This window comes from Cellulomonas triticagri, from assembly GCF_003696205.1.
Lineage (GTDB): Bacteria > Actinomycetota > Actinomycetes > Actinomycetales > Cellulomonadaceae > Cellulomonas > Cellulomonas triticagri.
Window position 1 is genome coordinate 23,403 of the sequence record NZ_RFFI01000029.1, and the last position, 13,533, is coordinate 36,935.

At 75.0% G+C, this 13,533-nt stretch carries 15 protein-coding genes; 6 read left to right on the forward strand and 9 right to left on the reverse strand.

Annotated features, from left to right (window positions below):
* The first annotated feature begins 184 nt into the window (after positions 1-184).
* Positions 185-1,258 (forward strand): heparan-alpha-glucosaminide N-acetyltransferase domain-containing protein, encoded by a 1,074-nt coding sequence (locus tag EBM89_RS07175; protein ID WP_122148765.1) that lies wholly within the window; start codon positions 185-187, stop codon positions 1,256-1,258.
* 18 nt (positions 1,259-1,276) lie between these two features.
* On the opposite strand, the gene EBM89_RS07180 is transcribed toward EBM89_RS07175, so the two are convergent.
* From EBM89_RS07180 to EBM89_RS07200, 5 genes are all read right to left on the reverse strand, one after another.
* Positions 1,277-1,939 (reverse strand): pyridoxine/pyridoxamine 5'-phosphate oxidase, encoded by a 663-nt coding sequence (locus tag EBM89_RS07180; protein ID WP_122148778.1) that lies wholly within the window; start codon positions 1,937-1,939, stop codon positions 1,277-1,279.
* A 121-nt stretch (positions 1,940-2,060) separates the two neighbouring features.
* Positions 2,061-2,513, reverse strand: a complete 453-nt coding sequence (locus tag EBM89_RS07185) for a PTS sugar transporter subunit IIA (RefSeq protein ID WP_122148766.1) — start codon at positions 2,511-2,513, stop codon at positions 2,061-2,063.
* A complete protein-coding gene (locus EBM89_RS07190; protein WP_122148767.1) occupies positions 2,513-2,743 on the reverse strand; it encodes a PTS sugar transporter subunit IIB in 231 nt (76 codons plus the stop codon). The genes EBM89_RS07185 and EBM89_RS07190 overlap by 1 nt, the downstream gene beginning before the upstream one ends.
* A gap of 52 nt (positions 2,744-2,795) precedes the next feature.
* A complete protein-coding gene (locus EBM89_RS07195; RefSeq protein ID WP_122148779.1) occupies positions 2,796-3,038 on the reverse strand; it encodes a PTS sugar transporter subunit IIB in 243 nt (80 codons plus the stop codon).
* 17 nt (positions 3,039-3,055) lie between these two features.
* Positions 3,056-3,892, reverse strand: coding sequence for a GntR family transcriptional regulator (locus EBM89_RS07200; protein ID WP_199732022.1), 837 nt, complete (start codon positions 3,890-3,892; stop codon positions 3,056-3,058).
* Positions 3,893-4,166: 274 nt separating this feature from the next.
* Here EBM89_RS07200 and EBM89_RS07205 point away from each other — a divergent pair, with 274 nt between their 5' ends.
* Complete coding sequence (locus EBM89_RS07205; RefSeq protein ID WP_122148768.1) at positions 4,167-5,525, forward strand: PTS transporter subunit EIIC; 1,359 nt, start codon at positions 4,167-4,169, stop codon at positions 5,523-5,525.
* A 71-nt stretch (positions 5,526-5,596) separates the two neighbouring features.
* Here the strand turns inward: EBM89_RS07205 and EBM89_RS07210 are convergent, their stop codons facing one another.
* Entirely contained in the window at positions 5,597-5,866 is a 270-nt protein-coding gene (locus EBM89_RS07210; RefSeq protein WP_122148769.1) for an HPr family phosphocarrier protein, read from the reverse strand.
* A gap of 115 nt (positions 5,867-5,981) precedes the next feature.
* Positions 5,982-6,449, reverse strand: coding sequence for a ribonuclease HI (gene rnhA / locus EBM89_RS07215; protein WP_233571605.1), 468 nt, complete (start codon positions 6,447-6,449; stop codon positions 5,982-5,984).
* Positions 6,450-6,535: 86 nt separating this feature from the next.
* On the opposite strand from rnhA, the gene EBM89_RS07220 reads away from it, so the two are divergent.
* The 3 genes from EBM89_RS07220 to ybaK all read left to right on the forward strand — a co-directional run bounded on the left by EBM89_RS07220 (position 6,536) and on the right by ybaK (position 10,496).
* A complete protein-coding gene (locus EBM89_RS07220) occupies positions 6,536-9,139 on the forward strand; it encodes a DEAD/DEAH box helicase (protein ID WP_122148770.1) in 2,604 nt (867 codons plus the stop codon).
* Positions 9,140-9,277: 138 nt separating this feature from the next.
* The gene (locus EBM89_RS07225; RefSeq protein ID WP_122148771.1) at positions 9,278-9,955 is read left to right on the forward strand and encodes a VIT1/CCC1 transporter family protein; all 678 of its coding nucleotides are present in this window, start codon (positions 9,278-9,280) and stop codon (positions 9,953-9,955) included.
* Positions 9,956-9,998: 43 nt separating this feature from the next.
* On the forward strand, positions 9,999-10,496 hold the full coding sequence (ybaK, locus tag EBM89_RS07230; RefSeq protein ID WP_122148772.1) for a Cys-tRNA(Pro) deacylase: 498 nt from the start codon (positions 9,999-10,001) through the stop codon (positions 10,494-10,496).
* Positions 10,497-10,499: 3 nt separating this feature from the next.
* On the opposite strand, the gene EBM89_RS07235 is transcribed toward ybaK, so the two are convergent.
* Entirely contained in the window at positions 10,500-11,309 is an 810-nt protein-coding gene (locus EBM89_RS07235; RefSeq protein ID WP_122148773.1) for an ABC transporter permease, read from the reverse strand.
* Positions 11,306-12,301: an ATP-binding cassette domain-containing protein gene (locus tag EBM89_RS07240; protein ID WP_122148774.1), complete on the reverse strand. Its 996-nt coding sequence runs from the start codon at positions 12,299-12,301 to the stop codon at positions 11,306-11,308. Before EBM89_RS07240 ends, EBM89_RS07235 begins: the two co-directional genes overlap by 4 nt.
* A gap of 86 nt (positions 12,302-12,387) precedes the next feature.
* On the opposite strand from EBM89_RS07240, the gene EBM89_RS07245 reads away from it, so the two are divergent.
* Positions 12,388-13,470: a helix-turn-helix transcriptional regulator gene (locus tag EBM89_RS07245; RefSeq protein ID WP_122148775.1), complete on the forward strand. Its 1,083-nt coding sequence runs from the start codon at positions 12,388-12,390 to the stop codon at positions 13,468-13,470.
* Positions 13,471-13,533 lie beyond the last annotated feature (63 nt).

A 13,533-nucleotide genomic window follows, 5' to 3' on the forward strand; every position in this document is an offset into this window, starting at 1 on the left:
CGGTAACGGCGCACCCCCGCCCCCTTCCACCCACCGAGCACCGCTGTCCCGCCCACCGAGACGACTCCACCCCCGGGCGCCGCTGACCTGCGTCTCCTTCCGCTCCTCGCGTCACCCCACCGTCCACGGGGTGGCGGCGTGCGGACCGCGTGGCGGCACGGCTGCGGCGACTACCGTGTCGGCCATGCCCGACGCCCCCGCCGCCCTCGCCGCGAGCCCTGGTCGCATCACCGGCGTCGACGTCGCCCGCGGCCTCGCCGTGCTCGGCATGATCACCGCCCACGTCGGCCCGGGCGGGCCCGGCGACCCGCTGCCGTGGGGGCTGACCCAGGTCGCCGACGGGCGGTCCGCCGCGCTGTTCGTGCTGCTGTCCGGGATCTCCGTCGCGCTGATCTCCGGCGGCGCCGCGCCCGTCGCGGGCACCCGCCGGGTGCTGGCGCGCACGAAGGTGCTGGTCCGGGCGTTCCTCGTGCTGGCTCTCGGCGTGCTGCTGGTCGTCCTCGGGACACCCGTGGTGGTGATCCTGCCGACCTACGCGGTGCTGTTCGCGTGCACCGTGCCGCTGCTCGGCACCCCGCCGCACCGGCTGCTGGTCGGAGCGGCGGTGGTGGCGGTGGTCGGGCCGGTGCTGCACCTGGTGCTGGGCCCGGCGTTCGCCCGGCTGCCCGGCACGGAGCTCACCGGCCTGGTGGTCGGCGACTACTACCCCGCGATCGTGTGGTTCGCGTACGTGCTGGTGGGGCTCGCGGTCGGTCGGATGGACCTGCGGGACCGCGGCGTCCGGCTGCGGATGCTCGGCGCAGGCACCGCGCTGGCGGTGCTCGGCTACGCGGCCTCGGCGCTGCTGACCCGGCAGGTCGAGCCGGGCACGACGCTGTACGGGCTGGTCACCACCGAGCCGCACTCCAGCTCGACCCTGGAGGTCGTGGCGAGCACGGGCGTCGGGCTCGCGGTGCTGTCCCTGTGCCTGCTCGCCGCGGACACCCGCGCGGGCAGGGCCGTGCTCGCGCCGCTGGCGGCGACCGGCGCGCTCGCGCTCACCGCGTACACCGTGCAGATCCTCGCCATCGCGGCGCTCGGCACGGCGGTGGTGTGGCAGCCGGAGGCTGGGACGTGGCTCGCGTTCTGCCTGGTGACCCTGGTCGGCTGCTGGGTCTGGCGGGCCGCCGCGGGACGGGGGCCGCTGGAGCGGCTGCTGCACGGGCTCGCCGCCCGGGCCACCGACGTCACCCCGGACACCCTCCCCGCCCGGCGCTGACGACCCGGGCCCGGCGCGTCAGGGCCAGTCGAGCCGCCGCGTCCACCCCCCGCCGGTGCGGGAGTACCGCACCCGCAGGTGCGCGCGGTCGTGGTCGCCCTGCCAGAGCTCCACGACCTCGGGCACGACGCCCCACAGCTGCCAGGTCGGCAGGACGAGGCGGGGGTCCCGGTCGACGCGGGTCCGGGCCTCGGCGACGGCCGCGACCATCTCCGCCGGGGAGTGCAGGGCCTCGCCCGGCCGGGAGGCGAGCGCGGCGGCGCGGGCGCTCGGCGACCGGCGCAGGAAGTCGGCGGCGCAGGCCGCGGCGTCGAGCGCGTGCACCGGCCCCGAGAGCCGGACCTGGCGGCCGAGCGGCTGCCAGTAGAACGTCAGCGCGGCGTGCGGGTTCGCGGACAGGTGCTGCGACTTGCCCGCCCGGGAGTCGGTGGCGATCACGAAGGCGCCGTCGACCACGTCGGCGAGCAGCACCACCCGCGCGGCGGGCCGGGCGTCGGCGCCCGCGGTCGCGAGGGTGACGGCGTGCGGCTCGGGGACCCCGGCGGCGACGGCGTCGGCGAACCAGCGCTCGAACGCCTCGACCGGGTCCGCGGGCAGCGCGTACGGGTCGACCTCGGGCAGGTCCCCGGTCAGCGCGGGCAGCCCGCGCAGCAGGTCGGCGATCCGGGGTGTGCGCTCCATCACACCAGTATCCGGGCGCGGGCCCCCGCCGTCCCGGGACGCGACCCGGGACCCCGCCCACCTCCGGTCTCCGCCGGCACCCACGGCGATCCGGGGGCGGCGGAGACCGGAGGCCGAGCGGTCACGCGAGGCGGAAGAGCGGGTCGCCCGCGGAGACCTCGGCGCCCGGGGAGGCCAGGCGGGTCAGCGCGTCCGGGGCGGCCTCCAGGGCGACGACCGGGCAGATGGCCGAACGCCCACCCGCCTCGACGGCGACCGGGTCCCACTCGACCAGCAGCTGCCCGGGCTCGACCACGTCCCCCTCGGCGACGTGCAGCACGAACCCCGCACCGCCGAGCTGCACCGTGTTGATGCCGAGGTGCACGAGCACCCCGCGGCCGCCCTCGGCGACCAGCACGAAGGCGTGCGGGTGCAGCTTGGCGACCACCCCGGCGACCGGCGCGACGACCTGGGTCCCGGTGGGCTGGACGGCGAGCCCCGGCCCGACGATCTCGCCGGAGAACACCGGGTCGTCGACGTCCGCGAGCGCGTGCACGACGCCGCCGACGGGCGCGAGGACCGTGAGGTCCGCCATCAGCGCAGGTCCTCGATGTCCGAGGCGATGGTGTCCGCCTCGGGCCCGACGATGACCTGCACGACGGTGCCCTGCTGCATGACGGCGATGGCGCCCGCGGCCTTCAGCACGGACTCGGTGACCTTGGACGGGTCCTCGACCTCGACGCGCAGCCGCGTGATGCAGGGCTCCAGGTCGACGATGTTGGCGTCCCCGCCCAGTCCGGCGAGGATCTGCTCGGCCTTGCTCATGGTGTGTCTCCTTCGGTGGCCGGGCGGCCGGTCGTGGCGGGTCGGGTGGTGGTCACAGGAGGTCCTCGAGGTCGGTGGCGAGGGTGTCGACGCTGGGGCCGATCACCACCTGCACCACGCGGCCGGAGACCATGACGCCGAACGCGCCGGCGGCGCGCAGGGCGGCGGTGTCGACGCGGGCGGGCTCCTTGACGAGCGAGCGCAGGCGCGTCGTGCACGGCTCGATCTCGTCGATGTTGCCCACGCCGCCGAGCCCGGCGAGGATCGCGGCGGCCTGGTCGGCGCCCTGGGTCATCCGGTCGTCCTTCCGGTTCACGGTCGGGCCCCCACGGCGGCGGGGGCGCTGTCGGCGGCGTCAGGCTCGGCGAGGTCCTCGCGCAGGCGGGGCACGAGCGCGGGCCCGGGTGCGCTGAGCGGCACCCAGACGCTGTACCGGTCGCCGCGGTAGCAGGCGCGGGAGTACATGACGGGGGCCTCGGCGGAGTAGGTCCGCCGGGTGGCGCGCAGCACGGCGCGCGTCCCGCGCATGTCGAGCAGCGCGGCCTCCTCGTCCGTGGCCTCGTCGGCGGTGAGCGTCTCCTCGCCCCACGCGGGGTCGAGCCCGGCGCCGCGCATGGCGTCGTGCATGCTCGGCGGCGGCCCGTCGGCCAGGAGGTCGGGCAGCAGCGCGACGGACACCCAGTGCTGCTCGAGGCTCATGGGCGAGCCGTCCGCGTACCGGACGCGCCACAGGTGGTGCAGCGGCGCCCCGACGGCGGTGCCGAGCGCGTCGGCGGCCTCGGGTGCGGCGGCGACGGTGCGGGCGTCGAGCACCCGGGTCTCGGGGCGCATCCCGCGGCGCCGCATCTCCTCGCCGAACGTCGTCAGGCGCATCTCGAAGTCCATGCGCTGCGGCGCGACGAACGTGCCGCGCCCCTGCTCCCGCACGAGCACGCCCTCGGAGACGAGCGCGTCGACGGCCTGCCGGACCGTCATCCGGGAGACCCCGAACCGCTCGCAGAGCGTGCGCTCGGACGGGACGGCGTCGCCGACGTGCAGCGACTGCTCCACCAGGTCCACGAGGTAGGAGCGCACGGCCAGGTACTTGTGGTGGCGGCGGTCCCCTGCGGGGTCCGCCGGGTCGTGGGGTCGGGGCTGCTGCGGCTGCACGGCCTCACCCTCCCACCTCGGTCGACGTCGTCCGCACGCCGTTGGTCCGTCCGCGGGCGGCGCGGGAAGCGCTGCCCGTCGGTCACGGTGCGGTCGTGCTGTGGTCCTTGACACATCTTCCGGTCTAGACCACTCTGACCGCAACTGGTCCAGACAACTTGCCGGACTCGGCCGCGACACCGCAAGTCCGCGTCACCGCACGACCCTCCCCCCGGCGGGCGCGCCGGCCCAGCACGCCGACCACCCGCCCCCACCGTCTCGACGAGGAGTCACCATGTCCGCCACGACGGCCGACGCCCCCGCCAAGCGGGGCATCCCCGGGCTCGCGCAGCTGCAGCGCGTGGGCCGCTCCCTCATGCTGCCCATCGCCTCCCTGCCCGCCGCGGCGCTGCTGCTGCGGCTCGGCCAGCCCGACATGCTGGGCGAGAACGGCCTCGGCGCCCACGCCGACTGGCTGCTGCCCGTCGCCGACGTCATCGGCTCCGCGGGTAGTGCGCTGCTCGACAACCTGCCGATCCTGTTCGCCCTCGGCGTCGCCATCGGCTACGCCCGCAAGTCCGACGGCTCCACCGGCCTGGCCGCGCTGATCGGCTACCTGGTCTTCACCGGCGTCACCGACGCGCTGTCCCCGTACGTCCTGGGCGAGCCCGGCGAGGGCGAGACCCAGGAGCTCATCAACTACGGCGTCCTGGGCGGCATCGTCATCGGCCTCACCGCCGCGCTGCTGTACCAGAAGTACTACCGGATCAAGCTGCCCCCGTACCTCGCGTTCTTCGGCGGCCGCCGGTTCGTGCCGATCGTCACCGCGGGTGCCGCGGTCCTCATCGCCGTCGTCGCCGCGCTGATCTACCCCGCGTTCGACGCCGGGTTCACCGCGGTCGGCGACTGGGTCACGGGCTCGACCGTCATCGGCGCGTTCGTGTTCGGCACGCTGAACCGCCTGCTGCTGCCGTTCGGCCTGCACCACCTGCTCAACTCGCTGCCGTGGTTCCAGTTCGGCGACTACACCGACGCGTCCGGCCAGGTCTGGCACGGCGACATCGCCCGGTTCCTCAACGGCGACCCGACCGCGGGCACCTTCATGACCGGGTTCTTCCCGATCATGATGTTCGCCCTCCCGGCCGCGGCGCTGGCGATCGTGCACACCGCCAAGCCCAAGAACCGCAAGGTCATCGCGGGCATCATGGGTTCGGCCGCGCTGGTCGCGTTCGTCACCGGCGTCACCGAGCCGCTGGAGTTCGCGTTCGTCTACGTCGCGTACCCGCTCTACGCCATCCACGCCGTGCTCACCGGCACGTCGATGGCCCTGGTCAACGCGCTCGAGATCCGCAGCGGGTTCGGGTTCTCGGCGGGCGTCATCGACTACCTGCTGAACTTCCGGATCGCCGACCAGCCCCTGCTGCTCATCGTGATCGGCCTCGGGTACGCCGTCATCTACTACTTCCTGTTCCGGTTCATGATCGTGAAGTTCAACTTCAAGACACCGGGGCGCGAGGACGACACCGAGGGTGCGGCGGACGGCGTCGCCGTCGGTGCCGCGGTCGCGGCGGACGCCGTGGTCACCTCCCCGGCGGGCACCGACACCCCGCCCCCGGCGGCCCCGACGGTGCCGGGCGTCGATCCCACGCCCTGACCTCCCGCACGGCAGAGGGGCCCCGTCCGGCGCGTGCCGGGCGGGGCCCCTCGTGCTCGTACGGGGAGGCGTCAGGCGATCTCGACCTGCGAGAGGAACGCCTCCAGCGCGTCCAGCGCGGCCTCGGCCTCGGGCCCGTCCACCTCGGTGGACAGCACCAGCGTCTCGCCCGCGGCGGCGCCGAGCGTCATGATGCCGAGGATGCTCGCGGCCTGGACCGGCGCGGCGTCGCCCTTGCGGACGGAGACGGGGACCGGCTGCTTGCCGGCCTCCGCGACGAACAGGGCGGCGGGGCGGGCGTGCAGACCCTCCGCGATGGCGACGACGACGGACCGTTCCATGGACGCGACCTCCGGTGCGAGCGAAGCGTGCCCGGCAGTGGGCACGCCCCGAGCGTAACTGGTCTGGACCACGTCACGCCCCGGATCGGCCCGGATGGGCCCGGGTCGGCCCGGTTCAGCCCGCGCGGACCTCGTCGACGCCCTTGTTCGCGAGCTGGTCGGCGCGCTCGTTGCCGGGGTCGCCCGCGTGGCCCTTCACCCAGTGCCAGCTGATCGCGTGCCGGGCGACCTGCTCGTCCAGGTCCTGCCAGAGGTCCTGGTTCTTCACCGGCTTCTTGTCCGCGGTGCGCCAGCCGTTGCGCTTCCAGCCCGCGATCCACTTGGTGACGCCCTGCATCACGTACTGCGAGTCCACGTGCAGGTCGACGCGGCAGGGCTCCTTGAGCACCCGCAGGCCCTCGATGACCGCGCGCAGCTCCATGCGGTTGTTCGTCGTGACGGCCTCGCCGCCGAACAGCTCGCGCTCGTGCCCGTTCGACCGCAGCAGCGAGCCCCAGCCGCCCACGCCCGGGTTGCCCTTGCAGGCCCCGTCGGTCCACATCTCGACGTGCGGGGGTGCGGGGGCGGCGCTCTCGGTGCTCATGGTGGCCCACTGTAAGGGCGCCCTCGTCGTCCACAGGCGCGACGCCCGGTGCGGTCCGGGCGGGTGCCGCGTGACAGGATCGACGGGTGCCCGTCTCCCCCGCCGCCCGCCCGTCGACCCTCGCCGACCGCGTCCCGGCGGACCCGCACGACCCGGACGCGCTCTACGCGGCGTTCACCGGCTGGGCGGAGGACCGCGGGCTGGCGCTGTACCCGCACCAGGACGAGGCGCTGCTGGAGCTCGTGACCGGCTCGCACGTCATCCTGTCGACGCCGACCGGATCCGGGAAGTCCCTCGTGGCGACGGCCGCGCACTTCGTGGCGCTGGCCCAGGGCCGCCGGACGTACTACACCGCCCCGCTCAAGGCGCTGGTGAGCGAGAAGTTCTTCGCCCTGGTCGAGGCGTTCGGCTCCGCGAACGTCGGGATGATGACCGGCGACTCGGCCGTGAACCCGGACGCTCCGATCATCTGCTGCACCGCCGAGATCCTCGCCAACCTCGCCCTGCGCCAGGGCCCGGACGCGGCGATCGGCCAGGTCGTCATGGACGAGTTCCACTTCTACTCCGACCCGCAGCGCGGGTGGGCGTGGCAGGTGCCGCTCCTCGAGCTGCCGCACGCGCAGTTCCTGCTGATGTCGGCCACGCTCGGCGACGTCTCGTTCTTCGCCGAGGACCTGGAGCGTCGCACCGACGTCCCCGTGTCGGTCGTGGCCGACGCCGAGCGCCCCGTGCCGCTGACGTTCGACTACGACGTCGAGCCGCTGCACGAGCTGCTGGAGATGCTGGTGCAGACCGGCCGCGCGCCCGTCTACGTCGTGCACTTCACGCAGAAGGAGGCCGTCGAGCGCGCGCAGGCCCTGCTGTCGATGACGCTGGCGTCGCGCGAGCAGCGGGACCGGATCGCCGACGAGCTCGGGGACTTCCGGTTCGGGCCCGGGTTCGGCAAGACGCTGTCCCGGCTGCTGCGGCACGGCGTCGGCGTGCACCACGCGGGGATGCTGCCCAAGTACCGCCGCGTGGTCGAGCGCCTGACCCAGAAGGGCCTGCTGCGCGTCGTCTGCGGCACCGACACCCTGGGCGTCGGCATCAACGTCCCGATCCGGACCGTGCTGCTCACCTCGCTGGTCAAGTACGACGGCACCCGGATGCGGCACCTGTCCGCGCGCGAGTTCCACCAGATCGCGGGTCGTGCCGGCCGCGCCGGGTACGACACCACCGGCGAGGTCCGGGTGCTCGCGCCCGAGCACGTCATCGAGAACCGCAAGGCCCTGCAGAAGGCGGGCGACGACCCGAAGAAGCTCAAGAAGATCGTCCGCAAGCAGGCCCCGCCCGGGATGGTCAACTGGACGGACAAGACCTTCGAGCGGCTGCGCGACGCCGAACCCGAGCCCCTGACGTCGTCGTTCACCGTCTCGCACGCGATGGTGCTCAACGTCCTGGCGCGCCCCACCGGCGACCCGGTCGAGACGATGAAGCACCTGCTGCTCGACAACCACGAGCCCGAGTCGGCACGCGGTCGCCTCGTCCGGCAGGCCATCGCGATCTACCGCTCGCTGCGCGCCGCGGGCGTGGTCGAGCGGTACGTCGAGGACGGGCCCGGGCCCGAGCGGCTGCGCCGGTCCGTGCGCCTCACGCTCGACGTCCCGCCCACGTTCGCGCTGAACCAGGCGCTCTCGCCCTTCGCGTACGCCGCCCTGGACCTGCTGGACCAGGAGGACCCCGGGTACGCGCACGACGTCGTCTCCGTCATCGAGGCCACCCTCGACGACCCGCGCCAGGTGCTCGCCGCGCAGCAGAACAAGGCCCGCGGCGAGGCCGTCGCGGCGATGAAGGCCGACGGCATCGAGTACGAGGAGCGCATGGCGCTGCTCGAGGACGTCACGTACCCGAAGCCGCTCGCCGAGCTGCTGGGCGCGTCCTTCCAGATCTACAAGCAGACCAACCCGTGGGTCGCCGACCACGAGCTGTCCCCCAAGTCCGTGGTCCGGGAGATGCACGAGCGCGCGGCGACGTTCGCCGAGTACGTCTCGCTGTACCAGCTCGACCGCACCGAGGGCGTGCTGCTGCGCTACCTCGCGGACGCGTTCCGGGCGCTCCGGCAGACCGTCCCGGACGACGCCCGCACCGAGGAGCTGCACGAGATCATCGAGTGGCTGGGCGACCTGGTGCGCCGCACCGACTCCAGCCTGCTGGACGAGTGGGAGCGGCTCGCGCACCCGGAGGACCTGGACGACGCCACCGTCACCGAGTCCCGGCCCGAGGACGACGCTCCCCCGCCGATCACGAAGAACCCCCGCGTCTTCCGGGCCCTGGTGCGCGGGGCGCTGTTCCGCCGCGTCGACCTCGCCGCGCGCGAGGCGTACCCGGCGCTCGGCGCGCTCGGCGACCTGGACGCCGAGGACCAGCCGTGGACGGCCGACCGGTGGGGCGACGCGCTCGACCCGTTCTACGACGACCACGACGAGATCCTCACCGGCCCGCCGGCCCGCGGGCCGGCGCTGTTCCAGGTCGACCAGCGCCCCGCGGCCCACGGCGAGGCGGGTGCGCGCGGAGACCTGTGGTTCGTCCGGCAGCTGCTCGACGACCCGGCCGGGGACCACGACTGGCGCATCGACGCCCTCGTCGACCTGCCCGCGTCCGATGCCGCCGGGGAGGTCGTCCTCCGGGTGCTCGACGTGGGGCCGCTGTGACCTCGGGGCCGACCCCGTCCTGACCTGCGGGAACGACTTGATCGGTTCCAGATAAGGAGAGGCAAACCTGCGTTTGCGCAGGTCAGGCGTGCCTTTCCTTTGATGACAAGGCGTCAGGACCGGCCTACGGTGGCTGCCATGAGCACCCTGTCGACGCACCTGCTGGACCACGACCGGACCGTCGCGAAGGCCCCGACGTCCGCCGTGCCCACGGCGCGCCCGGCGGCCGACGCGCCCGCCCTGTCTGGCTCCGACCTGCGTGGTGCCGACCGGCCCGGTGCCGACCTGCCCAGTGCGGAGCGGCTGAACTGGCTGCGCGCCGGGGTGCTCGGCGCGAACGACGGCATCGTCTCCGTCGCCGCCACCGTCGTCGGTGTCGCGGGTGCCGCCACCGGGGTGTCCACCCTCGCGGTCGCGGGCGTCGCCGCCCTCGTCGCCGGGGCCCTGTCCATGGCCGCGGGCGAGTACGTCTCCGTCAGCAGCCAGCGCGACGCCGAGCGCGTGCTCCGCGCCCACGGCGTCCGCGACGCCGAGGAGTCCCTCACCAACCCGTGGCACGCGGCGCTGGCGTCGCTGGTCGCGTTCGTCGTCGGCGGCGTCGTCCCGCTGCTCGCCATGCTCGGCCCCTGGGGTGGCGAGGCCCGCGTCGTCGCGACGTTCGCGGCGGTCGTCGTCGCCCTGGTCGTCACCGGCACGGTCAGCGCCCGGCTCGGTGGCGCCCCCGCCGGGCGGGCAGTGCTCCGCAACGTCGTCGGCGGCAGCCTCGCCATGGCCATCACCTACGGCATCGGCTCGCTCGTCGGCCTCGCGGTCTGACCCGACCCGTCCGGCGACACCGGCCCGCGCCTAGGGTGGGGCCGTGAGCCGCCCGAAGCACGCACCGTCCGGGACGCCCGCGCTGGTCGCGCTGGCCGCCGCCGGGGTGCCGCACACCGCGCACGCCTACGAGCACGACCCGCGCAGCACACTCGGCTACGGCGAGGAGGCGGCCGCCGTCCTCGGGATCGACGCCGAGCAGGTCTACAAGACGCTGCTCGCCACCGTGGACGGGACGCTCACCGTCGCCGTGGTGCCGGTCGCGGGCAAGCTCGACCTCAAGGCCCTCGCGCACGCCGTCGGCGGCAAGAAGGCCGCCATGGCGGACCCGGCCGCCGCCGAGCGCGCCACCGGGTACGTGGTCGGCGGCATCTCCCCGCTCGGGCAGAAGACCGCCCACCCCACGGTCGTGGACGAGACGGTGTGGCTGTTCGACACCGTCTTCGTGTCCGGCGGCCGCCGGGGCCTGGACGTCGAGCTGGCCCCGGCGGACCTCGTCACCCTCACGGGCGCGACGGTCGCGGACATCGCCCGCGACTGACCCTCAGCGGGTGCTGCGGGACAGCGTGCGCACGCCGACGACGAGCCCGAGCGCCGCGGTGAGCGCCGCCGCCACCGCGCCCCACGCCACCGTCGCGGACGCGAGGTCCCCGGCGAACAGCGCGCGCTCCGCGTCGACCACGTAGCGCAGCGGGTTGGCGTCGGCGGCGACCTGCATCCACCGCGGACCGGTCTCCAGCGGCAGCAGCATCCCGGACAGGATCAGCAGCGGGAACAGCAGGGTCTGCTGCACGGCCCAGAACATCCAGTCCTGCTGCCGCACCGCGATGGCCAGGGCGTAGGACAGCGACCCGACGCCGACGCCGAACACCGCGAGCAGCACCAGCCCCGCCAGCACCCCGAGCGGGTGCGGGGCGAAGCCGAACGGCAGCATGACCAGCACCACCAGCAGCGACTGCGCCACGACCGGCGCCATCTCCTTGCCGGCGCGCCCGACGAGCTGCGCGGACCGGGCGAGCGGCGTCACGAGCAGCCGTTCGTGCGCGCCGGTCTGCATCTCGAACAGCAGGTTCGCGCCGGTGGTGGACGTGCCGAACAGGGTCGTCATCACGAGGATGCCGGGCACGAACCACGCCCACACGTCGCCGCCGGGCACGGTCGCCCCGACGGAGCCGGCGAGCAGCGGCCCGAACAGCCCGAGGAACACCAGCGGCTGCACCAGCCCGAACACCACGGAGAACGGGTCCCGGAGGGTCGGGGTGAGCTCGCGCGTCATGACCAGCCACGCGTCGCCCCACCAGGAGCGGGCGGTCTCGCGGGCGGGCAGGGTCTCGGTCAGGGTCGGCGCGGTCATGCCGCCACCTCCGCGGTCTCGGGCGCCTCGGCGCGCGCGGCGCCCTCCTCGCGGAGGCTGCGCCCGGTCAGGGACAGGAACACGTCGTCGAGCGTGGGCTGGCGGCCCTCCGCCCGGACCACCCGCACGCCGCGGGCGGCGGCCTCCGCGAGCGCCACGGGCAGCGCGGTCGGGGCGTCGGCGACCCGCGCCTCGACCTCGTCGCCGGCCACGGCGACGTCCCGCGCCCCCGGCACCCCGCCGACCACCGCGGCGAGCACCGGCAGGTCGGCGGGGTCGGCGGCGGCCAGCCGGACGCGGTCGCCCGCGAGGGTGTGCTTGAGCGCCGTCGCGGTGTCGTCCGCGATCACCCGCCCGTCGTCCACGACGACCACGCGCTCGGCCATCGCGTCCGCCTCGTCCAGGTAGTGCGTCGTGAGCAGGACGGTCATGTCGTGCTCCTGGCGCAGGCGGAGCACGTGCTCCCAGAGGTTGGCCCGGTTGTGCGGGTCGAGGCCCGTGGACGGCTCGTCGAGGAACAGCAGCCGGGGCGCGTGCACCAGCCCGAGCGCGACGTCGAGGCGGCGCCGCTGCCCGCCGGACAGGTCGGAGACCTTCCGGGTGGCGAGGCCGTCGAGGTCGAGCTGGGTCATGAGCTCGGCGGCACGGCGACGGGCGTCGCGCCGGTCGAGCCCGTAGACGACGCCCTGCACGACGAGCTCGTCGACGGCGCGCTGCGCGTGGCCCGCGCCGTTGCCCTGGCCGACGTAGCCGATGCGGCGCCGGACGGTCCCGGGCTCGCGGGCGATGTCGGCCCCGGCGACCTGCGCGGTCCCGGACGTCGGTGCGGTGAGCGTGGTGAGCATGCGGATGGTGGTGGTCTTGCCCGCGCCGTTCGGCCCGAGCACCGCCACGAGCTCACCGGGCGCCACCTCCAGGTCGATGCCGCGCACGGCGTGCACGGTGCCGCTCTTCGCGGTGAAGTCCTTGGTCAGTCCGGTGGTCCGGATCATCGTCGGCTCCCTCCTTCGCCTTAGGCACCCACGCTGCTCCGAGAAGCGGTCAGATCCTGGCCGCTACTCGGAGCAGACTGGTGCGCATGGTCGACCACGACTCCCCCGCGACACCGTCGTCGCGCCTGCTCCGGCTGCTGTCGCTGCTGCAAGCCCGGCGGGACTGGCCCGGCGACGTGCTCGCGGACCGCCTCGGCGTCAGCCCGCGCACCGTCCGCCGCGACGTCGACCGGCTGCGGGACCTCGGCTACCCGGTGCACGCGACCAAGGGCCCGGACGGCGGCTACCGGCTGACGGCGGGCGCCGCGATGCCGCCCCTGATGCTGGACGACGAGCAGGTCGTCGCCCTCGCGGTGACGCTCCAGACCGCGACGACGGGCGTCGACGGGCTGGACGACGCCGCCGCCCGGTCGCTGGCGACGCTGCGCCAGGTGCTGCCCGCCCGGCTGCGGAGCCGGGTGGACGCGCTGGAGGTCACCGCCGTGCGCCGGGCGCCCCGGGACGACGAGGAGGTCGACGCCGACCGGCTCGTCGCGGTCGGCGCCGCCGTGCGGGCGGGCGAGGTGCTGCGGTTCGACTACCGCGCGCCCGACGACGACCGCGACCCCGGGACGGTGCCGCCGCGGCGGGTGGAGCCGCACCACCTCGCCACGCGCGGGCGGCGCTGGTACCTCGTGGCGTGGGACCTGGACCGGGACGCGTGGCGGACGTTCCGGGTGGACCGGATGCGCCCGCGCACCCCCACCGGCCCGCGGTTCGCGCGCCGGACCCTGCCCGCCCCCGACGTCGCGACCTACCTGCAGCAGCAGCTCGCCGGGGCCGTGCTGCCGTGCCGCGGGGAGGCGGTGCTCGCGGCGCCTGCCGAGGTGGTCGCCCGGTGGGCCGGACCGCACGACGTCGTCGAGCCCGTCGACGCCGGGCACTGCCGGATGGTGTCGGCCTCGTGGTCCTGGGGCGGGCTGGCGGCGTGGTTCGGGATGTTCGACGTCCCGCTGACCGTCGTCGGCCCCCCGGACCTGCGGGCAGCGGCCGCGACGCTCGCCGACCGCTACGCGCGCGCGGCGGTTCCGGACAGGCCGGACGGGCCGGACCGGCCGAGCGGGCCGGACGGGCCCAGCGGGCCGGACGGGCCCAGCGGGCCGGACAGGTCGGCGCACCCCGCGGGTTAGGGTCGGGCCATGACGTCCGGAGGTGCCGCGGTCGCGGAACGGCTCGCGCGGGTGCGCGCCCGG